A 24,246-nucleotide genomic window follows, 5' to 3' on the forward strand; every position below is an offset into this window, starting at 1 on the left:
CGGCGGGCGCCCCAGCCGAGCACCGCCTCCGCGATCAGGGTGCCCAGCCCGCCCTCGAAATGGCTCAGCTGGTCCGCCGCGTCACGGCAGTGGCGGCACTGGGCCAGATGGCTGCGCACATCCGGGAGCAGGGCACCGCCGCGGCGGATCGGGACGTCGAGGAGACGGTTGTAGAACCGGCAGTCCTTGCTCGGTGCCAGTTCTTGATGGGCATGAACACAAGCTTGACGGAATCTGTCTCGCGCTTGTTCGAGTGTGCCCGACGCGATGTCGGTATCCATGCCGAGCAGACCGGCGGGTACGGATATGGGTTCCGCCTCCACCTCGACATGCCAGAGCAAACAGCGCGCGTGTCCGGGCAGCGACCGAAATGCCCGCTGGGCGAGTGTGCGATTTTCCGGAGTCATGGTGGTCGCCGCGCGCATCCCGCGTCCGCCCGCGGGTTTCTGCAAGCCCGGCAACACATTCGTTATTCGATCGTCTTCCGCCCACTCGCGGACCGTGTCCCGCACGGTCACCAGCAGCACCGGGCGCAGCGCGACGGCGGACTCGCCGGTGGTGACGCGGTTGAGCACGCGATGCAGGGCGGTGGCGGTGACCATGGCGGCGAGCCGGCCCGACGACGCCAGACAGACGGTCGCGTAGTCGTACATGGACTGCCAGTGCCGCGCCGTCAGCAGCGCGACGGCAGGGGCGGCCTCGCCCTCCGGACGGCCTCGCAGCCGGGTGGCGAGAGACTCGTCGGACTCTCCATGATCCCCGCCGGGCGGGGGAAACGGAGGTCGAGGGGGGTGGGGGGTGGGCACTGAGGTGGTTCCTTCCCACGCGCAGGTGACACAGAGGTTCTGGTACGCCGAAAAGGAAGCCCGATTGGTTCATACCTCTTTGGCGTGACGCGGGGAGTGCGAATTCGCCGCCAATACCCCCCGCATGGGTGGCTCACTCTCGCACAAACGACACAGGGCCAACAAGGCGGTTGAGGAAGATCTGCGCGTTGACAGAAAGTCAGAAAGGAAAAGGACTCCGGCGTTGCTCGGGGCGGCTTTCGGCCGGGCTTTTCGAGGGGCCCGCACACCCCGTGTGAACGGCGTGCCCCAGCCGGGTGCGCCGCGCACGCTCCCGGCGCACGCCGGAGCGTAGTCAACTGATGACGGCCCTTCTCGGAGGTCACGCGCGGGACGGCGGCTCTCCCGCGCGCACGGCCGCCGGCCCCGTTCCTCCCGCCCTCGGCCGGCGGCCCGAGGGGCCACCCGCTCCCCCGCCGGGCGCTGCTCCCCGAGCCGCGTGCCGGCTCCGCCTGCTCAGATCTGCCAGGAGCGGAGCCGGTCGGCGGCACCGTAGATGTCCGTCGCGCCGGACATCAGATCGCGCGCCAGGTCGACCAGCGCGCCGTAGGGCGGGTCGATGCCGACACCGCTGACGAACATGTAGGCCACCGCGGTGGCACAGGCGAACCGGGCGTTGGCCGACGGCAGCGGGCGGAGCACCGCCAGGGTGTGCAGCAGGGCCGCGGCCCGCCAGGCGGGGTCGGAGTCGACGCCGAGGCGCGGCGGGTCCACACGGTGCCGGGCGACGGCGGCGACCAGCGCGGAGAAGTCGTTGATGACGGGCTGGTCCGGAAGGACCTCCTCGTGCCGCTGGAGCAGCCAGGGCACGTCGATGTGGAGGGCGGCTGCCATGGGTCAGGCGGCCCGCCCCTCGCCCTTGGCGGGAGGTTCGTCGTCCGGGAAGGCGGCAGCGAACTCGTCGGCATGGGAGGAGAAGAACTGGCGGAACGCCTCCGCGCCTTCCTGCAGCGCCCGGTGCCGGGCTATGTCGGCAGCCGCCGCCTCGCGCACGAGCGCCTTCATGGACGTACCGCGCTCCTTGGCGATCTGCCGCAGGTCCTCTAGCTCGCGGTCGCTGAACTCCACGTTGAGAGCTGGCATGACTTCACGGTACCGCTCGGGTACTGGCTCGTAAATAGCCCCAGGTCACAGCGGATACGGAGCGGTACCGGCGAGGAACGGCGGGTGAGGCGCCGACTGAGACCCGCGTCACACGGGGGCCCGGCATGTCACATTCCGGCCCCGTCCTGACGTCGCAGGGGTGTCGCGCGCGTACACGGGAGGACGCCCATGGACAGCCACACACGGGGGGAGCGGGTCGCCGACTGGTTCGACGGGCGGCTCGGGATCCACACCCTGGGCCGGAAGTATCTGCGCAAGGTGTTCCCGGACCACTGGTCGTTCCTGCTCGGCGAGATCTGTCTGTACAGCTTCGTGGTGCTGATCCTGACCGGTGTGTATCTGACGCTGTTCTTCCATCCGTCGATGAACGAGGTGACGTACCACGGCAGTTACACGCCCCTGAACGGGGTGCGGATGTCCGAGGCGTACGCCTCGACACTGGAGATCAGCTTCGACGTGCGCGGCGGGCTGCTGATCCGGCAGCTGCATCACTGGGCGGCGCTGGTGTTCATCGCGGGGATGCTGACGCACATGATGCGGCACTTCTTCACCGGTTCGTTCCGCAAGCCGCGCGAGGTCAACTGGGTGTTCGGCTGGCTGCTGCTGTTCCTCGGGCTCTTCGAGGGGCTGTTCGGCTACTCGCTCCCGGACGACCTGCTGTCGGGAACGGGGCTCAGGTTCGTCGACGGCGCGCTGCTGTCGGTGCCGATCGTGGGGACGTATCTGTCGATGTTCGTGCTGGGCGGCGAGTTCCCCGGCGACGACATCGTGGCCCGCTTCTACTCGCTGCACGTGCTGGTGATCCCGGGGATCATGGCGGCGCTGGTGGTGGCCCATGTGCTGCTGGTCGTCTACCACAAGCACACCCAGTTCGCGGGTCCCGGCCGGACCGAACGCAACGTGGTCGGCGCCCCGTTCATGCCGGTCTATCTGGCGAAGGCGGGCGGCTTCTTCTTCCTGGTGTTCGGGCTGCTGACGCTGATCGCGGGGATCGCGACGATCAACCCGGTCTGGTCCTACGGCCCGTACCGGCCCGACCAGGTCTCCACCGGCGCCCAGCCCGACTGGTACCTGGGGTTCGCCGAGGGCCTTGTGCGGATCATGCCGGGCTGGGAGATCACCCTGTGGGGCCACACGCTGGTGCTGGGGGTGTTCATCCCGATCGTGGCCTTCCCGCTGCTCCTGGCGTTCATCGGCGTCTACCCGTTCCTGGAGGCGCGGTTCACCAAGGACGACCGTGAGCACCACATCCTGGACCGGCCGCGCAACCATCCCGTCCGCACGGGCATCGGCGCGGCCTGGATCAGCCTGTATCTCGTGCTGCTGGCGGGCGGCGGCAACGACATCGTGGCGACCCGGCTCCATCTGTCGATCAACACGGTGACCTGGGCGGTGCGCATCGCGGTGTTCGTCGTCCCGGCGGCGGTCCTCGTGGTCACCCGGCGCATCTGCCACGGACTTCAGCTGCGCGACCGGGAGCTGGTGGAGCACGGCCGGGAGACCGGAGTGATCAAGCGGCTGCCGCACGGCGAGTACGTCGAGGTGCGGCAGCCGCTCGACCGGGCCCGGCTGCACACGCTGACCGCGCATGAGCGGCCGGGGGAACTGGTGGAGGGCGTCAGGCCTGATCCGCCACGAAGGACGCCATCCGGGTCAGGGCCGAGTTCCAGTTGATGGTGTGCTCGTTGGTCGACCAGGACTGGATGTCGTCGATGTAGCAGAACTGGCCGGTGCAGCCCTGGAGTTTCGCCTGCGCGAGCGGGTCCTGGATGCTCGAGTTCGGACCGCCGGCGAGGGTGCCGGCGGGCGGGTTCGGCAGGTTCGGGTCGAGCTGGCGGGCGTACCAGCGGCTGTGCTGGTTGCGGGCGTCGACGTCGCCGTAGCCGGTGACGTAGGAGATGTTGAGCGCGTTGCGGCCGAAGATGTAGTCCATGCTCTGCAGGGCGCCGTCACGGTACTTGGTGGCGCCGGTGATGTCGTAGGCGGTGGCGATGACGACCGCGTTGTGCAGGATCTGGTGGTTGGAGCCCCAGTCGTAGCGGTTGTCCTCCGGGGCGTACGGCATGCCGTACGGGTGTGCCCTGAGCGTCGCCACATAGCGGTCGGCGCCCTTGACGACGGAGTGACGCACCTTGTCCCGGCCGGGGAGCCTGCTCGGCACGGTGGCCAGGTCGAGCCGGGCCGCCGCCGCGGTCCTCGCCCAGTCGTAGCCGAGGGGACCGAAGATGTCCGCGGTGTGCACCGGGGAGTTCAGCACGAAGTCCTGGAACTCCCGCTCACCGGTGGTGAGATACAGCTCGGCCGCCGCCCAGTAGAACTCGTCGGTGACGTCGTCGTCCGGGTAGGCGCCGCCGCCGATGCCGTCGTCGGGGTCGGCGTAGATCTCCGGATGAGCGAGGGCGGCCGCCCAGGCCTTGCGGGAGGCGGCCAGGGCCTTCGCCGCGAACTCCTTGTCGTAGGGCTTGTACAGCCGGGCCGCCTGCGCGGCCGTCGCCGCCAGGTTGAGGGTGGCGGCGGTGGTCGGCGGGTGCAGTTCCCGCTTCTGCGGATCGTCGCTGGGCAGCAGGGGCAGCCCGGTCCACTGCTCGTCGTGGATCTTGTGGTGGGCCATGCCGGCCAGCGGCTCGCCGTCCGGCACCTGCATCTTCAGCAGGAACTCCAGTTCCCAGCGGGCCTCGTCGAGGAGGTCCGGCACCTTGTTGCCGCTCTCCGGGATGTTCAGGGTGCCGTCGCCGAGCTTGCCGGCCTCGCCGGTGCGGGCGTGGCGGGCGCGTTCGTAGGTGCTGAGCACCTCCCAGGTGCTGATGCCGCCGTTGACGACGTACTTGCCGTGGTCGCCGGCGTCGTACCAGCCGCCGGTGACGTCGAGGGTGTAGTCGCACACGCCGGGCTGGCAGGGGACCTTGCCGTCGCCCTGGTTGGGGGCGACGTCCACGTGCCCGGCGGGGCGGCCGTAGCCGGGGCGCAGGTCGTCGCGGATCGGGGTGCCGCTGCGCTGGGTGTAGTAGTACTTCGCCGCGTCCAGCCGCAGCCGCTCGTAGGCGCTCGCGTCGATGTCGAAGGGCCGGCTGGTCTCGCCGTCGGCGGTCAGCGTGTAGCCGGTGCCGCGCGTGCGGTGCGCGCCGAAGTCGATGGAGTGGACGTTCTGCCCGGAGGAGCCGTCCACGCCGCGCGGCACGGTCCAGCCGCGCCGCACCACGTCTCCGTCGGCGTCCTTGAGCTCCCAGCGCAGCCTGTCGGTGGCGTCGGTGACGAGGGTGGCGTTCTTGGGTCCGGAGGGCAGATAGGCGACCTGGTTGACGCGGACCCGGGGCCCGGTGTCGGGTTCGTACGGCTCCGGTGGCACCCCGCCGAGCAGGGACACGTCGTCCATGCAGAACCGCCAGGCGTCCGCGCTGCCGCCGAGCTGGAAGCCGACCTGGCCCTGGGTGGTGTCGACGGGCGAGGTGAAGGTGTAGGAGTAGGTGTCGCCGGAGACGCTGAGCTGCGGGGTCACCTCGTGGTAGGTGTCGTAGGGCGCAGCGGACAGGCCGACGATCGCGCGGACCGAGTGCCCGGCGGGTGAGCCGGTCGCGGCGAAGGAGAAGCGGTACGACTCGCCCTTCACCAGGGTGATGTCGTTCTGCCCGACGGCGGCGTCCCAGCGGTTGGTGGTGCCGCCGGGCACATCCGCGCACAGCCGGCCGTCGGACACGCCCGCGGTGACGTTCGGCGAGGTCCACCAGGGCTCGATGCCGGTGTCGAAGGTGCCGTTCCTGACCTGCTCCGTCTCCTCGGCGCCGGCCGGGGCGGCGGGCAGGGCGGTGAGGGCGGTCGCCAGCAGGCCGGTCAGGGACAGCAACGCGGTTCTGCGTCTGTTCACGTCTGGGCTCCTCTGCGGGAGGTTCGGGAGGTGCGACGGGATGCGGGCGGCGCCCCCATATGACGCGATTGATGGGAGCGCTCCCATTCGGCTGCGGACCATGGTTGTGGCACGGGTGACACTGCGTCAACGGTTGTGACGGGACTGGTGGCGTAGGGCGCCCCGGTGCGGGCCGGGTGATGCTTCTCATCCACGGGGGCGCCCGACGCACTAGGCTGGAACTCAGGCGATACACCGGTTCACGGTGAGTGTGCGCGATGGAGTGGCGACGATGAGGCCGGACGACCCGTTCGACGATGCCGTGACGGCCCGGGCCGTCATCGCCGCCGACGGCACGCTCGCACAGTGGAACGAGGGCGCCCGGCTGCTGCTGGGCCACACGGCCGAGGAGGTCGTCGGCCGCCCCGCCGCCGAGTTGCTGGCCGACGGTGAGCCGGCACCCCGGCCCCCGGTCGACGCCCGCTGGAGCGGCACCCTCGCCCTGCGGCACCGCGACGGCGGCACCGTCACCGCGTGGGTCCTCGCCCACCGCAAGGACCCGGACGGCTCAGGCACCGGCGACTGGCTCGCCGTGTCGCCGCTGCGCTCCCCCGACGACGAACTGCCCGACGATCCGCTGATCCGCGCCGCCGTGTCCCAGTCGCCCTGCGCCACCATGGTCTTCGACGACCGGCTGCGGCTGCGCGGCGTCAACGACGCCATGGCCGAGCTCCTCGGGCTGCCGGCCGAGTACCTGCGGGGCCTGAGGCCCACCGACGTGGGCGGCCGGCACCAGCACTCCGAGCTGGAGCAGCATCTGCACCAGGTGCTGCGCACGGGCCGGCGGCACGACATGGAGACGTTCATGAAGGCCACGGGCGAGATGCGCGCGCACGCGTGGCTGGCCCGGATGGCGCCGCTGACCGACCACGCCGGCCGGGTGCGGGGCGTGTGTGTGACGGCCCATGACTTCACCGGCCAGTACCGGGCGCGGGAGCGGCTGCAGCTGGTCAACGAGGCCAGCATCCGCATCGGCACCACCCTGGACGTCACCCGCACGGCCCAGGAGCTGGCGGAGGTGTGTGTGCCGGCGCTCGCCGACTTCGTCAGCGTGGATCTGCTCGAGCCGCAGGAGCCCGGCAGCGACCCCGTCAGCCCGCTGAACCCGCCCGTCTCGCTGCGCCGGATCGCCCATCACTCGCTGACCCCGGGCAGCCCCGAATCGGTCGCCGAGGTCGGCGAGGTGGTCGTCTACCCGGCCGCCGCGCCGCAGGCGGACTCGCTGATCGCGGGGCACAGCATCATCGCCTCGGTGGCCTCCGGCGATCTCGACCCGTGGCTCGCGGTGGACGAGGCGCGGGCCCGGCAGGTCCGCGAGTACGGCGTCCACTCGATGATGTCCGTACCGCTGCAGGCCCGCGGCACCACCCTGGGCGTCGCTGCCTTCACCCGCTTCCGGCGCCCCGAGGCGTTCACCCACGACGACGTGCTGCTCGCCGAGGAGGTCAGCGCCCGCGCCGCCGTGTGCATCGACAACGCCCGCCGCTACTCCCGCGAGCGCGAGACCACGCTCACGCTGCAGCGCAGCCTCCTCCCCCGCCATCTGCCGAGCACGGCCGCGGTGGAGGCGGCGTCCCGGTATCTCCCGGCCGCGCGGTCCGGGGTGGGCGGCGACTGGTTCGACGTGATCCCGCTGTCCGGGATGCGGGTCGCCATGGTCGTCGGGGACGTCGTCGGCCACGGCATCACCGCCTCGGCGACCATGGGCCGGCTGCGCACGGCCGTCCGCACCCTCGCCGACATCGATCTGGCCCCCGACGAGTTGCTCACCCACCTCGACGACCTGGTCCTGCATCTGTCGCAGGAGTCGGGCGACGGCAGCCCGGGCGAGGTCGGCGCGACCTGTCTGTACGCGGTGTACGACCCGGTGTCGCGCCGCTGCACCCTGGCGCGGGCGGGACATCCGCCGCCCGTGGTGGTCCCGCCGGACGGCCGGGCCCGGCAGCTGGACCTGCCGTCGGGGCCGCCCCTCGGGCTCGGCGGGCTGCCCTTCGAGTCCGCGGAACTCGACCTGCCCGAGGGCACGGTGCTGGCGTTCTACACCGACGGGCTGCTCGAGTCCCGCGCCCGCGACGTGGAGGCCGGCCACGCGATGCTCCGCGAGGCGCTGGCGCACGCGCCCTCGGGTCCGCTCGACGAGACCTGCGACCGCGTCCTGCACACCATGCTCCAGCCGGGCGGCACGGCGGACGACGTGGCGCTGTTGTTGGCCCGCACCCACGGCCTGCCGTCCTCGCAGGTCGCGACCTGGGACATCCCCGCCGATCCGGCGCTCGTCGCCCCCATCCGCAAGCAGGTCCTGGACCAGCTGGCCGTCTGGTCGCTGACCGACGCGTCGTTCACCGCGGAGCTGGTGGTGAGCGAGCTGGTCACCAACGCCATCCGGTACGGCGCGCCGCCCATTCGGCTGCGGCTGATCCACGACGGCTCGACGCTGATCTGCGAGGTCTCCGACACCAACCACACCGCCCCGCACCTGCGTCGCGCCAAGACCTGGGACGAGGGTGGCCGGGGACTGCTTCTGGTCGCCCAGCTCACCCAGCGCTGGGGCAGCAGGCACACCCCGGAGGGCAAGACCATCTGGGCGGAGCTGGGGGTGCTGGACGAGCTGTGAGCGTCCGGCGGGGCGGCGCTCACGGCTGTTTCCCGGGGCGTCACCGGGAGACCCGGACAGATGGCGGTGCGCGGCGTCGGTGCGCGGGGCCGCGCACCGGCCTCGGGCTCGACGAATGAGGTGAACCATGGCGTACGCACGCCAGACGGTGGTACTCGCGAGCGGACTGATGGTGCTGGGCGCGCTCGCCTCGTGCGGCACCGAGATCGGCACCGCGACCGGCACGTCCCCCCGACCCTCGGCCCCCACCGAGCGGACCTCCGCGTTCTCCACCCCGCCCGCGGTGCCCAGCGACACCGTCGCGGCGTCCGTGCACTCCTCGGTACGCTCCCCCTCCGCGCGGGCGGACGAGCCGACGCAGCCCTCGGGGACCCGCTGCCGGACGTCCGAACTGAGCGCGAGCGTCGGCCGGATGGACCCGGGGGCCGGACAGCGCAACTTCCCGGTCGTGCTCACCAACGACTCCTCCCGCACCTGCACGGTGTACGGCTATCCGGGTGCCGCGTTCGTGGACGCGGCCGGCCGGCAGCTCGGCCCGGACCCGGTGCGCACCCCCGGCGACGCGCGCTCCGTCACGCTGGCGCCCGGCGAGAGCGCCTGGGCGGGACTGCGGTACGCGAGCCCCGGCGTCTCCGGCGCCCGTACGGCCGTACCGGCGGCGCTGCTGGTCACCCCGCCGGACGAGCGCGAGCCGTTGAAGGTGCCGTGGAAGGCCGGTGAGGTCCCGGTCGGGGGCAACTCCTCCAAGGTGTTCCTGACGGTGCTTCAGCCAGGGGCCGGGCCCTGACACAGGGGCCAGGGCCGATCAGCGGCGGCGTCCGCCGGGCGTCGGTGAGGGGCTGCTGAGCTCGGTGTCCCAGTGGACGGCCTTCAGCCGCGGGTCGGCCGGTGCGGTGCCGTCGATCGCCCAGCGCTGGGGGTCCTCGTCGGTGCGGGTCTTCAGGACGAGGGCGCCCGAGCCGTCGGTGGCGGCCGGTGCGAGGGCCAGCCTCCGGTCGGCGCGGGGGACGAGGGCGCCCTGCACGGTGAAGTCGTAGCGGACGTCGTCGTCGGCGTCGGCGCGCGAGCCTCCCGTACAGGCGTCCAGGCGCACCGAGTAGCCGATGCGGGAATCCAGGCACAGGTTCGGATCGGCGGCGCTGCGCAGCCGGCCGTCGCTTTCGTACGTCCACAGCTGGTCGTCGGCGGTGGAGCAGGGGGCGAGTGCGGCTTCCGCTCCGGGGACTGTCCTGCCGCCGGTCAGGCCGACGCACAGGCCGGAGGCGGTGTTGCGCAGCCGCCCGCGCAGGGCGCCCTCGGCCGTCTGGCCGGTGCCGATCCAGGAGGGGTCGCCGCCGGTCGAGGGGCTCGCCCCTGCTCCGGGTGCGCGGGAGGAACGGCCGTCGCCGCGTGGCGGGGTGCGGTCGGTGTCGTCGCCGGTGCCGGTGGTGGCCCAGAGGACCAGGGGAAGGACGATCAGGCCGCTTACGGTGAGCACGCCCGCGGTGATGTGCCGCCGGCGGACGGCCGTCCGGGCGGGGCGGGGTGGGGCGTGGCGGGGTGTCGGTGAGGTGCGGGCGTGCGGGGATGCCGTACGGCGGGCCTCGCGGAGGGCATCCGGGACCGGTCCCGGAAACGGCTCGGCGCTCCAGAAGGAGAACGCCTCGGCGGGCACGGCATGCGCGGCGGGAGCGGCCTGCGTTCCGGCGCCGGGAAACGCCTCCGCACCGGGAAACGCCTCCGCACCGGGGAACTCCTCGGCACTCCGGAAGGTCCGCACCTCGGCCAGGTCTCCGGCGGCCACCGCGATGTCGAAGACGTCCCGGGCCGGCGGTATCTGCCCCGCACCGGTCGTGCGCGCGCCGTCGGCCGCGCGAGCGCGGCTCGCCACATAGTCCCGGGCGCCCCAGCCGAGGACCGCCTCCGCCAGTGCCGTGCCGAGCCCGCCGGTGAAGCGGGTGAGTTGGTCCGCGGCGTACCGGCAGTGGGTGCAGGTGTCCAGGTGGTGGCGCAGGTCGGGATCGACGGTGACGCCGGGGCGGCGGCAGGTGACGTCCAGCATGCGCAGATAGCTGCGGCACTCCTGGTGCGGGGCGAGTTCGCGGTGGAGCTGGAGGCACTCCTCACGCAACCGGGCGTGTGCGCGGTCCAGTTGGATGCGGGCGCTCTCCTCGTCCGTGCCGAGCAGCGCGGCGGGGACGGCGAGCGGTTCGGACTCGACCTCGGCGTGCCACAGCAGGCACCGGGCGGTCTGGGGCAGTCGCCCGAAGGCACCGGACAGCAGCCGCCGTTCGGGCCGCGGCAGCAGGAGGGCGGCGGGCCGGCCGCCGTCACCGGCCGCGGCCCTGAGGTCGGGGTGGAGCAGGTCGCGTCGGCCGTCGTCGTCCCACTCGGCGGCGATCCGGCGCACGGTCACGAGGAGTTGGGGCCGCCAGGCGGAGGCCGGGCCGTTGTACCGCAGGGTCTCGCCGAAGAGCCGGGTGAAGGCGGCCGTGGTGAGCATGCCGGCGGAGCGCGGGCCGTCGGTGCACAGGCACGCGTAGGTGAAGGCGGCTTCCCAGTGCCGGTCCAGCAGTTCCCCGACCGGATGCAGCGCGGGCGTGGCACCGGTCCATGTCCGGAGCTCGGCGCTCAGCTGCTCGTCCGTGACGCCGAACGGGCGGGACGGATCCGCGGAATGCGACGGGCCGGTGCGCTTCACGGCTGCGTTCCTCTCGGGGACGGTCAGGAATCGTTGTCTGCACGCCGACAGCGCCACACCCTTGCACAGGCCGACGAGGGGGAACAAGGGATACCGAGGTTTGCCGATCGGCTTTCGTGGTGCGCTGAGAAAACCGGTTGTGCGTACCGCGGCCGGGGCCCCAGGCTCCTGCCATGCGCACGATGCCCGCCCCGTTGCCCCTGTCCGCCGCCGCACCTTCGGCGCGCCGACAGCAGCAGCCCGGTCGCCGCGGAGGACCGACACCGCCGCGCTCATGACCGGCGCCCTCGTCGCGGGGCTGCTCGCCGGGTACGGCATCGCCGTGCCCGTCGGCGCCGTCGGTACCTACCTGGTCTCCCTGACCGCCCGCACCTCGCTGCGCACCGGCGTCTGCGCTGCTCTCGGCGTCGCCACCGCCGACGGCCTGTACGCCCTCGCGGCCACCGTCGGCGGTTCCGCCCTGGCGTCCGTGCTGCGGCCGGTGCTCACGCCGCTGCGCTGGATCTGTGTGCTGGTACTGCTGGCGCTGGCGGCGTGGAGCGCGGCCGGGGCGGTGCGGCAGTACCGCGAGCGCCGGCTCGCCACCCGCCGCGATCCCGCTCCCCGGGCCCCGTACGGGCGTACGTCGTGCTGCTCGGGATCACGCTGCTGAACCCCACCACCGTGATCTACTTCGCGGCGCTCGTGCTCGGCACGCGGACCGGCGCGACGGCCGGGTTCTGGGAGCAGGCGGTGTTCGTGACGGCGGCCTTCGTCGCGTCCGCGAGCTGGCAGGTGCTGCTGGCCGGCGGGGGCGCGCTGCTGGGCCGGGCGCTGACCGGGCACCGGGGTCGGCTGGTGACCGCGCTGGTGGCCGCCGCGGTGATGACGGTCCTGGCCCTTCGCATGGCCGTGTCGCACGGATGAATCCGGGTGGCCGCGGGTGTTGCATGGGACACGGCACAGCAGACAGCCGACGACGATGGGACGGATGGCATGCCTCTCGAGGGAGAGTACGAACCGAGCCCGACCCGGTGGGTGCGTGAGCAGGTGGAGCGCTATGAGAGCTCCGGCGGCACGGAGGGGACGACCCTGCAGGGGACGAATTACCCCGTCATCGTGCTGACCAGCCGCGGCGCGAAGAGCGGCAAGCTGCGCAAGACGCCGCTCATGCGGGTGGCGCACGACGGCCGCTATGCGGTGGTGGCCTCGCTGGGCGGGGCGCCGAAGCACCCGGTCTGGTACCACAACCTCAAGGCCGATCCGCTGGTCGAGCTGCAGGACGGCCCGGTGAAGCGGGACATGACGGCCCGTGAGGTCACCGGGGCGGAGAAGGACGAGTGGTGGGAGCGCGCGGTGGCGGCGTATCCGCCGTACGCCGACTACCAGAAGAAGACCGACCGGGAGATCCCGGTCTTCGTGCTGGAACCGGTCGACGGCGGCTGACGGATCCGCCGGGACTCCGCCGGGGCGCGGCGACAAGAAATTCGCTCCGTCCGGTGTGCATGAAGTGTCCGGCGCCGGGCACGTGAGTGTCAGGCCCCGCCGCGTTCCCCCGTCGCGGCGGGGCTCTCCCATGCCTCGCGGGCCTCGGGGGCGCGGTGGTCGGTGACGTCGAGGAAGATCTGCTCCGCCTCGGGGACGACGCCGGCGATGGACCGCTTGATGCGCACGGCGACCTCCTCCACGCGCTCGCTGTCCAGGCCCGGCGCGAGGTCGACCCGGGCGGCGATCAGGGCGGTGTCCAGGCCCGTCTTCATGGTGAAGAGTGCCTCCACGCTGTCGATCTCCGGCTGGGCCCGCAGCAGCGCCCGGATCCGTTCGCTCGCCTCGGGGTCGGCGGCCTCGCCGATCAGCTGGGCGCGGGCGTCCCGGCCGAGCCGGTAGGCCACGTAGACCAGCAGCGCGCCGATGGCCATGGAGGCGGCCGCCTCCCACAGCACCTGGCCGGTGGCCATGTGCAGCAGCATGCCGGCGGCGGCCAGGGTCACGCCCAGCACGGCGGTGCCGTCCTCGGCGACCACCGTGCGCAGGGCCGGGTCGCGCAGTCCGTCGCCCGCGCCGCCCTGCCTGCGCACCTGGTACAGGGCCCGCAGCAGTGAGCCGCCCTCCGCGAGGAGGGCGACACCGAGCACGACGAGTCCGGCCACATAGCCGCCGAGGTCCTCCGCACCGCCGCCGCGCAGGGCCTCCACGCCCTGGTAGAACGAGAAGCAGCCGCCCATGATGAAGATCCCCACGGCGGCGAGGAGCGACCAGAAGAAGCGTTCCTTGCCGTAGCCGAAGGGGTGGCGGCGGTCCGGCGGGCGGCGGCTGCGCCGCAGTGCGGCGAGCAGGAACACCTCGTTCATGCTGTCGGCCACCGAGTGCGCCGCCTCCGACAGCAGCGCCGGCGACGCCACGGCGAGTCCGCCGATGGCCTTCGCCGCCGCGATCACCACATTGGCCCCGAGCGCCACCAGCACGGTGACCCGTGTTCTGCGATCCGATCGTGTACTCACCTCGGGCGATTGCCCCGGTCGGGCTAGGTCACACCGTGCCGAGTGCCGAAAACGGGGAACGCGGTGACAGGGACCCTGAACGGGAACGGCGAGGAGGAGGAGATCCATGAGCCGCGACGACGGGGGCGGCGGCAACAGCTCCTACGGCAGGAAGGCGTTCACCCGGTCGAAGGCGCACTTCAAGGACCGGATCACCGCCGACGGCGGCGACGGCTGGCCGGTGGAGCCCGGCCGGTACCGGCTGGTCGTCAGCCGTGCCTGCCCGTGGGCGAGCCGCGCGCTGGTGTCCCGGCGGCTGCTCGGTCTTCAGGACGCGCTGTCGCTGGCGGTCGCCGACCCGATCCAGGACGACCGCAGCTGGCGCTTCACGCTGGACCCGGGCGGCCGGGACCCGGTGCTCGGCATCCGGTATCTGAGCGAGGCCTACGACCGGCGGGAGACGGACTACCCGGGCGGGGTGAGCGTGCCGGCGATCGTCGACGTGCCCACGGGGAAGCTGGTCACCAACGACTACCAGCGGATCACGCTCGATCTCGCCACCGAGTGGACGGCCCTGCACCGGGAGGGGGCGCCGGACCTGTATCCGAAGGAGCGGCGGGACGAGATCGACGCGGTGATGGAGGACGTCTTCCGGGACGTCAACAACGGCGTGTACCGGGCGGGCTTCGCGACCGGGCAGGAGGAGTACGAGGCGGCGTGCACGGATGTGTTCCGGCGGCTCGAGCTGCTGTCGCGGCGGCTCGAGGGGCAGCGGTATCTGGTCGGCGACACCATCACCGAGGCGGACATCCGGCTGTTCACCACGCTGGTGCGGTTCGACGCCGTGTACCACGGCCACTTCAAGTGCAACCGGTGGAAGCTGACGGAGAACCCGGTGCTGTGGGCGTACGTCCGTGATCTCTTCCAGACGCCGGGGTTCGGCGACACCGTCGACTTCGACCACATCAAGCGGCACTACTACCAGGTGCACACCGGCATCAACCCGACCGGCATCGTGCCCCTCGGCCCCGATCCGTCCGGCTGGCTGACGCCCCATCACCGTGAGGAGCTGGGCGGCCGGCCGTTCGGGGACGGCACCCCGCCGGGGCCGGTCCGCGCCGACGAGGAGGTCCCCGCCCGGGGGCGCCCCTGACCCGACCATCCATGGAACACAGCCGACCGACCTAGGAGATCCACGTGGCGAAGAAGAGCAAGAAGGCGAAGCTGCCCATGGCGTACAAGCCGATCGGGTTCGCCCTCAGTTGGACGGGCGGAACCCTGGCGGGGCTCGCCTTCCAGAAGACCTGGAAGGTGATCCGGCACGAGGACAACGCGCCCGACGCGCTGGACCGGGACCGCCGCTGGGGAGAGATCCTGCTGGCCGCGGCGATCCAGGGCGCCATCTTCGCGGCGGTGCGCAGCGCCGTGGACCGCGCGGGCGCGAAGGCCATCGAGCGCTCGACGGGCACCTGGCCCGTCACCGAGAAGAAGAAGGGCCGCGACTGACGCGTCGGCGTCAGGGCCCGGTCAGGATGCCGTCGGCCGGGCGCGGGGTGCCCTGCACCCCGCGCCCGGCCCGTGCTGTGCGCTCGCCTCAGCCCTGTTTCGGTGATGTGGGGGCGCCTCGGCGCAGGGTGAAGGAGTGGCCGGCCGGGTCGGCGTAGCCGCGTTCGTCGAGGGGGCCCGTGGTGTCGGTGGCCTCCACGGGGCGGCCGCCGAGGCCCACGATGCGGCGTTCCACGGCGTCGAGGTCCTCCACCACGAACTCCAGGTGGGCCTGGAGCGAGTTCTCGGGGCGGGGCCAGCTGGGGGCGGTCGCGTTGACGTCGCGGCGCAGGGCCAGCCGGAAGCCGTCGGCGGAGCGGAGCTCCACCCGGTTGGCGTTGGCGTCCGTCTGATCGGCGTCGAGCAACTCCGTGTAGAACCGGGCCAGTTTCTCGGGCTCGGCACAGTCGAGCACCACGACGCCCGCCGTCACCAGTGTCATGTCTCCTCCGCGGGTCCGCCGGTCGCGGCGGGGCCGCGCGCCCCGCCCTGCAGGAGACGGATATCCGCACCGAGCGAATTCAGTCGGGCGCCGCGCCGAGGACTGCAATTCGAAGACATATGTCAATCGAACATGCTCAAATTCAGTCGGTCGAGGGTAACTTGCTTGGCGGGGAACGACGTTGGCGCCGTACGCCGTCCCCGCGGTACCGCGCACGGAGCAGGCTGGAGGCGATGGCGTCGTGCGGCACGAACCTGCACCGCTGACCCGGCATCTGCGCGTCCACCGGGACCGGGGACACACGGTGCTGGAGTTCCGCGGTGAGATCGACATCGCCGCGGCCGCGGAGATCGTCCCGCATCTGGACGCGGCGACCTCGGAGCCGGACGCCCGGGTGGTGATCGACCTGACCCGGATCGAGTTCTTCGACTGCTCCGGCCTGCGGCTGCTCTACCGCGCCCGGCAGCGGGTGAGGGACCGCGGCGGCCGGCTGCACCTGGTGTGCGTCCACCCGCTGACCCTGCGCATGCTGCGGATCACCGGTCTCTCCCGGCTGCTGCCGCCGCGCCCGACGCTGGACGCGGCCCTGGAGCAGCCGGAGTCGGCCTCGGGCCCCGTGTGACCGTTACGCGGTCGGCGGTGTGTCGAACAGGGCGCTGACCGACTCACCGTTGTGGATGCGCCGCACCGCCTCCGCGAGCGCGGGGGCGATGGACAGGATCCGCAGCTTGTCGGTGTGTTCGTGCGCCGGCACCGGGACGGTGTTGGTGCACACGATCTCCAGCACGTCGCTCTGCTCGCTCAGCCGCTTGAGCGCACCGGCCGCGAACAGCCCGTGCGTACAGGCCACCCGGATCGACCGAGCCCCCAACTCGCGCAGCCGGTCGAGCAGTTCGAGCACCGTGCTGCCCTTGGCGATCTCGTCGTCCAGGACGATGACGTCCCGTCCGGCGACCTCGCCGATGACGGAGCTGATCTGCACCCGGTCGTCGGCGAACCGCTGCTTGGCCCCGGCGGCCACCTGCGCCCCGATCAGCCGGGCGAAGTGGGCCGCCTCCTTGGCGTTGCCCAGGTCGGGCGAGACGACGGTGGTGCGGCTGAGGTCGTACTGCCGGAAGTGCGCGGCCAGTTCACGCAGGGCGTGCAGATGGTCGACGGGCACCGAGAAGAAGCCGTGCACCTGCGGTGCGTGCAGCGTCATCGCCAGCACCCGGCTCGCGCCCGCCGCCACCAGCAGATCGGCGACCAGGCGCCCGCCGAGCGAGATGCGCGGGGCGTCCTTCTTGTCGGAGCGCGCGTAGGCGTAGTGCGGCATCACCACGGTGATCCGGGACGCCGACGCCCCGCGGGCCGCGTCGCACATCAGCAGCAGCTCGACCAGATGCTCCTGCACCGGCTTGACCAGCGGCTGCACCAGGAACACGTCCCGCTCACGGCAGTTGGCCTGGAGCTGCACCTCCAGGCAGTCGTTGGCGAACCGGCTGACCCGGGTGGGGCTGAGCGGCACTTTGAGGTGGGCGCAGACCTCCTCGGCGAGCTCGGGATGGGCACTGCCGCTGAACACGGCGATGTCTCGCACGGTCGGTCTCCTCGCATGATCATGTCGGCCCGGCGAGGCTCATGCTACTGGCCTGCGACGACGCGCCGTTCTCCGTCTTGCGCCCCGGGACGGGAGCTGCGGCAGTACGGCGAACCGCGGGCGGTCCGTGGCCGTTCGCGCAGATCCCCGCACCCCCTTCGAGGCGCTTTCCGCGCCCTTCGGTGCGGTGTGCGCCCCTTTGTGCACCCGACGCTGTCGCGGGTTCTCAACGGACCTGTCTGACGCGGGAGATGGGGGGCATCCGCACCCGTAGGAAGGAGGGCCGTCCGCCATGACGACTCCCATCAGGCGACTGTCCACGCGCACACCGCGCTGGGTGAAGGCGCTGACCGCGGTGGTGCTGCTGATCGTCGTGCTGCTCGCGGGGATCCGGCTCAGCGGCCTGCCGGGCCTGAAGGACGTGTTCGGCACCGAGACCCACGACCGCTCCGGCCCCGCCCTGCTGAAGTCGATCCAGGACATGAGCCGTTACGACGCCGCCTCCGGGAACTTCCAGGTGGTCGTCGACCTGGAGAAGGACGCCAAGTACCTGCCCGACGCGCTGCGCGGCAGCCGCACCCTGTACGTGGGCGCCGGCACCGTGGACGCCTATGTCGACCTCGGGAAGGTCGGCAAGGACGCCGTGCGCGTGAACGAGGACCGCACGGCCGCCACCCTGCGGCTGCCCCACGCCCGGCTGGGCACCCCGGCGCTGGACCCCGAGCGCTCCTACGCCGTGTCCAAGCAGCGCGGCCTCTTCGACCGGCTCGGCGACCTGTTCTCGGACAACCCCAACAGCGAACAGGCCGTGCAGAAGCTCGCCGTGCGGCACATCGGCGACGCGGCGAAGGACAGCGGTCTGACCGCCCGCGCGGAGGCCAACACCACGGAGATGCTCGAAGGTCTGCTGCGCTCCCTGGGCTTCAAGGACGTGAAGGTCACCTACGGCGGCTGACGCTCGCCGGGAAGCAACCGCCGTACCCCGCACGCATGTCGACGACTGGAGGACACCATGGCCCGAACCGCCTCGCATCCCGCCTCCGCCGCGCGCCGGCGTCCCCGGCCGCCGGCGCGCGGCAAGGGGGAGCCGGACGGGCGGCGCCCGCTCCCGCTGCCGTTGCGGCTGCTGGCGATGGCGTGCGCCTTCGTGTTCATGGTGGTCTTCGCGGTGGTCCTGGCCCGGCTGACCCTGCAGCCCTCCCCCGCCTCCGAGGCGCTGACGCACACCAATCTGCATCCGGGCCGCTCGCTGCGGGCCTATCTGGACCAGCCGGCGCTGCGGGACGCCGTGCGGCAGATCGGCGGCAACATCCTGCTGGGCGTGCCGTTCGGCATCCTCACCCCGGTGGTCGCGCCGCGCACCCGGGGATTCCTGCGGGTGCTGCTGCTGACCGCCGTCGTGATGCTGCTGGTGGAGTTCGCGCAGGGCGCGCTGGTCACCGGGCGGGCCTTCGACGTCGACGACGTCATCCTGAACACCGGCGGCGCGCTGCTGGGTTATCTGCTCCTGGGCCGGCGGCTGGCCCGCGCGGTGCACGCGCGCAGGCGCAAGGCCTGACCGGCACAGGCCGACCCCGGCGCCCGCCACGGGGCGCCGGGCGTGTGAACGGGCCGTGCCGCTAGTGCACGGTCCAGGTGAACTTGTCGCCGCCCACCCAGCGGACCACGTCCGGGTCGTCCAGGTCGTGGACGGTGATCCCGAACGCGGCGGCGGCCTGCAGCACATCGGTGACGGCCTTCGCCTCGCCGACCACCTGTCCGTCGATCTCCACGATCCGGAACGGCGGCGTACCGGGCTGGACTCCGAGCACCATGATCCGCGGGTGGGTGATGTGCGGGCTCGCGCTTTCGGTCATGAATAGAGCGTAGAGCGCAATCGGCGCGAACGCGGCGTTCGGGGCGGCCTTCGTCCCCGGGCGCCGCGCGCCGCGTCACCGGGCGCCGCCGGGCGTCGTTCAGGGGCGCCGCCAGTCGTCGCTCGTCAGATGCGACCCGGCCTGCGGTCCCATCCGCAGCATTCCGCCGTCCACGCTCCAGGAGGCGCCGGTGACGTACGAGGCGTCCGGTCCGGCGAGGAAGGCGATGACGGCGGCGACCTCGCGGGCGTCACCGGGCCGCCCGAGGGGGACGCCGGGGCGGGACTCGGTGTGCGGGTCGGTGTCCTCCTGGCCCGTCATGGGGGTGGCGATCTCGCCGGGGGCGACGGCGTTCACGGTGATGCCGTGCTCGGCGAGCTCCAGCGCCATCACCTGGGTGAGCAGCCCGAGGCCGCCCTTGGCCGCGCAGTAGGGGGCGGCGCCGACGCGCGGCTGGTGCTCGTGCACGGAGGTGACGTTCACGATGCGGCCCCCGTCGCCCTGCCGGATCATGTGCCGCGCCGCCTTCTGGCCGCACAGGAACGGGCCGACCAGATCCACGTCGAGGACCTCGCGGACCGTGGCGAGGTCCAGGTCGAGGAAGGGCGTCATGGTGCCCGTACCGGCGTTGTTGACCAGGACGTCGATGCGGCCCAGCCGGTCGCACAGCTCGTCGACGGTGTCCGCGGCGGCCGGCAGCCGGGTCAGGTCCAGCCGGGCGACCTCGGCCCGCCGCCCGTGCGCCCGCACCTCCTCGGCCGTCTCCTCGGCGCCCTGCCGGTCGCTGTGCCAGGTGATGCCGACGTCCAGACCGGCCTCGGCCAGGCGTACGGCGGTGGCCCGGCCGATCCCGGAGTCGGCACCGGTGATCACGGCGGCCCTGACGGGGGCGGTGGGAGCGGACATAGACGGCCTCCTGATCGGCGGGGAGCGGAACGAGGCATCGCAGTACCCGGGCGCACCGGGAGCAAACCGCCGCTTACGCCGTGCGGCCGTACGTCTGCTGGGGAACTCTGGAGCGAGGAGGTGGCCGATGGATCCCGTCGAGGCGTTGGAGCGGATCGCCTTTCTGCTGGAGCGGTCACTGGCGCCGACGTACCGGGTCCGGGCGTTCCGTACCGCCGCCAGGGTGCTGACGGAGCTGGGCGCCGAAGAGGTGCGCGAGCGGACGGCGGCCGGGTCGCTGGAGTCGCTGAAGGGGGTCGGCCCGAAGACGGCGCAGGTGGTGCGGGAGGCCCTGGAGGGCCGGGTGCCCGGCTATCTGGAGAAGCTGGAGGGCGAGGCGGCGGCCGAGACGCCGGCGCGGCGGGGCGGCGAGGGGCTGCGGGCGCTGCTGCGCGGGGACTGCCACGTGCACTCCGACTGGTCGGACGGCGGCAGCCCCATCGAGGAGATGGGGCGGGCCGCGGCGGCGCTCGGGCACGAATGGACCGCCCTCACGGACCACTCCCCCCGGCTGACCGTGGCCCGCGGGCTGTCGGCGGACCGGCTGCGCGAGCAGCTGGAGGTGGTGGCGCGGCTGAACGAGACCTGGGCTCCGTTCCGGCTGCTCACCGGCATCGAGTGCGACATCCTCGAGGACGGCTCCCTCGACCAGGAGCCCGAGCTGCTGGACCGGCTCGATGTCGTGGTGGTGTCCGTGCACTCCAAGCTGCGGATGGACGCCCGTTCGATGACCCGCCGCATGGTCGCGGCCGTACGCGATCCGCACTCGGACGTGCTCGGGCACTGCACCGGGCGGCTGCTGAGCGGGCGGGGGCGGCCGGAGTCGCAGTTCGACGCGGACGAGGTGTTCGCGGCGTGCGCGGAGACCGGCACGGCCCTGGAGATCAACAGCCGGCCCGAGCGGCTCGACCCGCCGAAGCGGCTGCTGCGCCGGGCGGTGGAGGCGGGCGTGCTGTTCGCCCTCGACACCGACGCGCACGCGCCGGGCCAGCTGGACTGGCAGATCCTCGGCTGCGCCCGCGCGGAGGAGTGCGGGGTGCCGTCCGAGCGGGTGGTCACCACCTGGTCGCTGGAACAGCTGCTGGGCTGGACACGGGAGCGGAAGCTGCCGTGACGGGCGCGGAAGCTGCCGTGACAGGGGCGGGCGGGGCGGCGGCCCGAGTGGGTACCCGCGCCGCTCACAGGAAGCCGGAAGAAGGGACCGTGATGGAACGCGCGGCCGTGTTCGACGTCGACGGCACGCTGGTCGACACCAACCATCTGCATGTGACGGCCTGGTGGGAGGCCTTCCGGCAGGCGGGCCACCGGGTGCCCATGCACGCTGTGCACCGGGCCGTGGGGCTGCCCTCCACCGATCTCGTCGCGCATCTGCTGGGCGACGAGCGGGACACGGACCAGGACGAGCAGCTGAGCGCCGCGCACAAGGCGCTGTACGGGCAGTACTTCGACCGGCTGCCCGCCCTGCCGGACGCGGGCCGGCTGCTGAAGCGGCTGCACTCGGACGGGTGGAAGGTGGTGCTGGCCACCTCGGCGGGCGGGGCGGAGCTGGGCGCGCTGCGCCGGGCGATCGGCGCCGACGAGGCGATCACCGCGACGGCGAGCTCCGACGACGTGGACGAGGGCAAACCCGCGCCCGAGCCGGTCGAGCACGCCCTGGAACTGGCCGGGGTGCCCGCCGAGCGGGCGGTGTTCGTCGGCGACACGGTGTGGGACATGCGGGCGGCCGGCCGGGCCGGGGTGCGCTGTGTGGCCCTGCTCTGCGGCGGCATCCCGCGCGCCGATCTGGAGGAGGCGGGCGCCGAGGCGGTGTACGACGACCCGGCTCACCTGCTGGCGTCGCTGCCGGGCAGTCCGCTGGCGTGAGCCGCCGGGGTGCGGGGATACCCGGCAGCGCATGACGCGTGTGTGGGAGACGGCAGGGCGAGGGGACGTGGGCGGCCGTACGGCACCGGTGGCCCGGATGGCGGACGCGGTACGGCGGGACGTACGGGCCGCCGGTCTCGCGGCGCGGGCCGCCTGGCGGGGGCCGGGACGGGAACGGGATCAGCTCGTCCAGTCGATGAAGGCGGCCGGGGCGGCGCTGCTGGCCTGGGTGGTGGCGTGGGTGTGGCTCGGCGACCCGATGGCGCTGATGGCCCCCTGGGTGGCCCTGGTGCTGGTGCAGGCGACCGTGTACAGCTCGGTGCTCCAGGCGGGCCGCCAGTTCACGGCGATCTGTGTCGGGGCGCTGGTGGCGTCGGGGGCGCAGGTGGTGACGGACGACGCGACGGGCGCGCTCGCGCTGTCGATCCCGGTGCTGATGCTGCTGTCGAACTGGCCGCGCTTCGGCGACCAGGGTGTGTACGCCGCCACCACGGCGCTGTTCACGATCGCCTCGGGCACGGTCAGCGCCGCGGCGGTCGGGCACCGGCTCGGGCAGGCGGCGCTCGGCGCGGCCATCGGTGTCGCCGTCAACGCGCTGGTGCTGCCGCCGATCCATCTGCGGGACGTACGGGAGAACCTGTCGGCGCTCGCCCGGGAGACCGGTGATCTGCTGCACGCGATCGCCGGGGATCTGCGGGAGGGCGACTGGGACGCGGGGACGGCCGCGGACCGGCACGCGGCCTCGCTGCGGCTGCACGGCCGGCTGGACGCGCTGCGCTCGGCGCGCGGCTGGAGCCGGGAGAGCCTGCGGTTCACCTCGGGCCCCCTGCGGGCGCTGCACCGGGCGCCGGCCGCCGCGCTGCCGCCGGAGGAGGAGGACGAGCGGTTCAGCCGAGTCATCGGGCATGTCACGGCGCTGACCCGCACGCTGGCGGTGGCCGTCGACGACAACCGCTCGTCCGCTCCGCCGGATCCGGAGGTGCTGCGCCGCTGCGGGCGGTTGCTGAAGCTGATCGGTGACACCTGCGAGGCGGAGGGGCGCCGTCTGCTGGACAACGGCCCCGCAAGGGGCTCGCGCCCGGACGAGCGGACCGAGGCGGTGATGCGGCAGCTGCACGAGGACCTGCGGGAAGGGCTGCGGGAGCACGCCGGGCGGGGCGCCGGGCGTGCGGCGGTGCTGGGCACGCTGCTGCTCCAGGCAGAGAACCTGTGGGCCGACCTGGTTCCGGAAGTACACGACGAGTGACGCACATCACCTCAAACGGCGACATTCGGTGGAACACCCGAGGGTGGTTGCCCGTTGAACGAGGCGTGGGTGCGGATGGGACAGTGTCCCCGGGCCTCACCATTCGCCCACAGGGACGATCGTTCGGCTGAAGCCCTGTGGAGCCTTTCGCCGAGAGGCGACCGCCATCCGTGCCCACCACGTGACCGCCCCGACCGTGATTCCCCCGTCGCGGTCGGGGCCTTGTCTTTTCGGCACCTTCCTCGGGTCTTCTTCTCCGCCCTTCCTCGGGGTCCTCTTTCCGCCCCGTCTTGCGGGTACTCGGCCGGTTCCACGGAGCATCCGGCCGAGAGGAGTGGACGGTGAGCAGCAACGCGGGCATGAGGGTCGTGGTGACGGGCGCCACGGGGAACGTCGGGACGAGCGTGGTGCGCGCCCTCTCCGAGGAGCCCCGGGTCGAATCCGTCGTGGGTCTGGCCCGGCGGATCCCCGAGTGGTCACCGGCGAAGACGACCTGGTCGGCGATGGATCTGGCCTCCGAGGGCTCCGGCCTCGCGGAGAGGTTCGCGGGCGCCGACGCGGTGGTCCATCTGGCCTGGGCGTTCCAGCCGACGCACGATCCGGCGACGACCTGGCGCACCAACGTCCTGGGCGGCATGCGCGTGTTCGACGCGGTCGCCGAGGCCGGCGTGCCGGCGCTGGTGCACGCCTCGTCCGTCGGGGCGTACTCGCCGGGGCCGAAGGATCGAGCGGTCGACGAGTCGTGGCCCACGCACGGCTGGCCGGACGCCGCGTACTGCCGGGAGAAGGCCTATCTGGAGCGGGCCCTGGACACGGTCGAGCGCGATCACCCGGACACAAGGGTGGTGCGGATGCGGCCCGCTTTCCTGTTCAAGCGGGAGTCGGCGAGCGAGCAGCGCCGGATCTTCGGCGGCCGTTTCCTGCCGGGGCAGCTGATGCGCCCCGATCTGCTGCCGTTCCTGCCCGACATACCCGGGCTGCGCGTGCAGGCGCTGCACACCGACGACGCGGCGACCGCGTACCGGCTGGCCGTGCTGGACGGTGACGCGAAGGGCGCGTTCAACCTCGCGGCGGAGCCGCCGGTCGACGCGGAACTGCTCGGCGAGCTGCTCGGCACCCGCCGCGTCCGCCTGCCCCGCACCGCGGCCCGCTCGGCGGTCGCCGCGG

22 protein-coding genes and 2 pseudogenes are annotated in these 24,246 nt (G+C 72.6%); 14 read left to right on the plus strand and 10 right to left on the minus strand.

The features are described 5' to 3' along the window. From N4P33_RS15330 to N4P33_RS15340, 3 genes and pseudogenes are all read right to left on the minus strand, one after another. A pseudogene (locus N4P33_RS15330) lies at window positions 1–806 on the minus strand (hydrolase); the annotation flags it as partial. A 495-nt stretch (window positions 807–1,301) separates the two neighbouring features. Then, window positions 1,302–1,679, minus strand: coding sequence for a toxin Doc (locus N4P33_RS15335; RefSeq protein ID WP_260827163.1), 378 nt, complete (start codon window positions 1,677–1,679; stop codon window positions 1,302–1,304). Window positions 1,680–1,682: 3 nt separating this feature from the next. Further along, the gene (locus N4P33_RS15340) at window positions 1,683–1,928 is read right to left on the minus strand and encodes a hypothetical protein (RefSeq protein WP_260827164.1); all 246 of its coding nucleotides are present in this window, start codon (window positions 1,926–1,928) and stop codon (window positions 1,683–1,685) included. Between the two features lie 189 nt (window positions 1,929–2,117). Here N4P33_RS15340 and N4P33_RS15345 point away from each other — a divergent pair, with 189 nt between their 5' ends. Beyond that, window positions 2,118–3,623, plus strand: coding sequence for a cytochrome bc complex cytochrome b subunit (locus tag N4P33_RS15345; protein WP_260827165.1), 1,506 nt, complete (start codon window positions 2,118–2,120; stop codon window positions 3,621–3,623). Here N4P33_RS15345 and N4P33_RS15350 read toward each other — a convergent pair. Then, window positions 3,568–5,811 (minus strand): glycoside hydrolase family 9 protein, encoded by a 2,244-nt coding sequence (locus tag N4P33_RS15350; protein ID WP_260827166.1) that lies wholly within the window; start codon window positions 5,809–5,811, stop codon window positions 3,568–3,570. The two genes, N4P33_RS15345 and N4P33_RS15350, sit on opposite strands and share 56 nt — an antisense overlap. Before the next feature lie 271 nt (window positions 5,812–6,082). Between N4P33_RS15350 and N4P33_RS15355 the strand changes: the two genes are divergently transcribed. Beyond that, entirely contained in the window at window positions 6,083–8,464 is a 2,382-nt protein-coding gene (locus N4P33_RS15355) for a SpoIIE family protein phosphatase (RefSeq protein ID WP_260827167.1), read from the plus strand. A 127-nt stretch (window positions 8,465–8,591) separates the two neighbouring features. Next, on the plus strand, window positions 8,592–9,251 hold the full coding sequence (locus tag N4P33_RS15360; protein ID WP_260827168.1) for a DUF4232 domain-containing protein: 660 nt from the start codon (window positions 8,592–8,594) through the stop codon (window positions 9,249–9,251). Window positions 9,252–9,269: 18 nt separating this feature from the next. Here the strand turns inward: N4P33_RS15360 and N4P33_RS15365 are convergent, their stop codons facing one another. Further along, window positions 9,270–11,144, minus strand: a complete 1,875-nt coding sequence (locus tag N4P33_RS15365; protein WP_260827169.1) for a ricin-type beta-trefoil lectin domain protein — start codon at window positions 11,142–11,144, stop codon at window positions 9,270–9,272. Window positions 11,145–11,418: 274 nt separating this feature from the next. Between N4P33_RS15365 and N4P33_RS15370 the strand changes: the two are divergent. Then, window positions 11,419–12,050, plus strand: a pseudogene (locus N4P33_RS15370) (LysE family transporter). A gap of 69 nt (window positions 12,051–12,119) precedes the next feature. Continuing rightward, window positions 12,120–12,569, plus strand: a complete 450-nt coding sequence (locus N4P33_RS15375; protein WP_260827170.1) for a nitroreductase family deazaflavin-dependent oxidoreductase — start codon at window positions 12,120–12,122, stop codon at window positions 12,567–12,569. Between the two features lie 89 nt (window positions 12,570–12,658). Here N4P33_RS15375 and N4P33_RS15380 read toward each other — a convergent pair whose 3' ends face one another. After that, window positions 12,659–13,588, minus strand: coding sequence for a cation diffusion facilitator family transporter (locus tag N4P33_RS15380; RefSeq protein ID WP_313904517.1), 930 nt, complete (start codon window positions 13,586–13,588; stop codon window positions 12,659–12,661). 142 nt (window positions 13,589–13,730) lie between these two features. Between N4P33_RS15380 and N4P33_RS15385 the strand changes: the two genes are divergently transcribed. Both N4P33_RS15385 and N4P33_RS15390 read left to right on the plus strand, forming a co-directional pair. Beyond that, entirely contained in the window at window positions 13,731–14,756 is a 1,026-nt protein-coding gene (locus tag N4P33_RS15385; protein ID WP_260827172.1) for a glutathione S-transferase family protein, read from the plus strand. Window positions 14,757–14,800: 44 nt separating this feature from the next. Then, window positions 14,801–15,109: a DUF4235 domain-containing protein gene (locus N4P33_RS15390; protein ID WP_260827173.1), complete on the plus strand. Its 309-nt coding sequence runs from the start codon at window positions 14,801–14,803 to the stop codon at window positions 15,107–15,109. Window positions 15,110–15,197: 88 nt separating this feature from the next. On the opposite strand, the gene N4P33_RS15395 is transcribed toward N4P33_RS15390, so the two are convergent. Further along, the gene (locus N4P33_RS15395; RefSeq protein ID WP_260827174.1) at window positions 15,198–15,590 is read right to left on the minus strand and encodes a VOC family protein; all 393 of its coding nucleotides are present in this window, start codon (window positions 15,588–15,590) and stop codon (window positions 15,198–15,200) included. 241 nt (window positions 15,591–15,831) lie between these two features. Between N4P33_RS15395 and N4P33_RS15400 the strand changes: the two genes are divergently transcribed. After that, window positions 15,832–16,212: an anti-sigma factor antagonist gene (locus tag N4P33_RS15400; protein ID WP_260827175.1), complete on the plus strand. Its 381-nt coding sequence runs from the start codon at window positions 15,832–15,834 to the stop codon at window positions 16,210–16,212. A gap of 3 nt (window positions 16,213–16,215) precedes the next feature. On the opposite strand, the gene N4P33_RS15405 is transcribed toward N4P33_RS15400, so the two are convergent. After that, window positions 16,216–17,169, minus strand: a complete 954-nt coding sequence (locus tag N4P33_RS15405) for a ribose-phosphate pyrophosphokinase (RefSeq protein WP_260827176.1) — start codon at window positions 17,167–17,169, stop codon at window positions 16,216–16,218. 292 nt (window positions 17,170–17,461) lie between these two features. Here N4P33_RS15405 and N4P33_RS15410 point away from each other — a divergent pair, with 292 nt between their 5' ends. Next, window positions 17,462–18,124: a DUF4230 domain-containing protein gene (locus N4P33_RS15410; RefSeq protein WP_260827177.1), complete on the plus strand. Its 663-nt coding sequence runs from the start codon at window positions 17,462–17,464 to the stop codon at window positions 18,122–18,124. Window positions 18,125–18,181: 57 nt separating this feature from the next. Then, window positions 18,182–18,727: a VanZ family protein gene (locus tag N4P33_RS15415; protein WP_260827178.1), complete on the plus strand. Its 546-nt coding sequence runs from the start codon at window positions 18,182–18,184 to the stop codon at window positions 18,725–18,727. 61 nt (window positions 18,728–18,788) lie between these two features. Here N4P33_RS15415 and N4P33_RS15420 read toward each other — a convergent pair whose 3' ends face one another. Continuing rightward, window positions 18,789–19,025 carry a hypothetical protein gene (locus tag N4P33_RS15420; protein WP_260827179.1) on the minus strand — a complete coding sequence of 79 codons (237 nt, stop codon included), beginning with the start codon at window positions 19,023–19,025 and terminating at the stop codon, window positions 18,789–18,791. A 99-nt stretch (window positions 19,026–19,124) separates the two neighbouring features. Further along, entirely contained in the window at window positions 19,125–19,931 is an 807-nt protein-coding gene (locus tag N4P33_RS15425) for an SDR family oxidoreductase (protein WP_260827180.1), read from the minus strand. A 127-nt stretch (window positions 19,932–20,058) separates the two neighbouring features. On the opposite strand from N4P33_RS15425, the gene N4P33_RS15430 reads away from it, so the two are divergent. The 4 genes from N4P33_RS15430 to N4P33_RS15445 form a co-directional block, all read left to right on the plus strand. Beyond that, window positions 20,059–21,084 (plus strand): PHP domain-containing protein, encoded by a 1,026-nt coding sequence (locus N4P33_RS15430; RefSeq protein WP_260827181.1) that lies wholly within the window; start codon window positions 20,059–20,061, stop codon window positions 21,082–21,084. 92 nt (window positions 21,085–21,176) lie between these two features. Then, entirely contained in the window at window positions 21,177–21,833 is a 657-nt protein-coding gene (locus tag N4P33_RS15435; RefSeq protein ID WP_260827182.1) for an HAD family hydrolase, read from the plus strand. Between the two features lie 97 nt (window positions 21,834–21,930). After that, on the plus strand, window positions 21,931–23,079 hold the full coding sequence (locus N4P33_RS15440) for an aromatic acid exporter family protein (protein ID WP_260827184.1): 1,149 nt from the start codon (window positions 21,931–21,933) through the stop codon (window positions 23,077–23,079). A 341-nt stretch (window positions 23,080–23,420) separates the two neighbouring features. Beyond that, on the plus strand, window positions 23,421–24,246 hold an 826-nt coding region (locus N4P33_RS15445; RefSeq protein WP_260827183.1), incomplete at its 3' end, for an NAD-dependent epimerase/dehydratase family protein.

This window comes from Streptomyces sp. 15-116A, assembly GCF_025290915.1.
Lineage (GTDB): Bacteria > Actinomycetota > Actinomycetes > Streptomycetales > Streptomycetaceae > Streptomyces.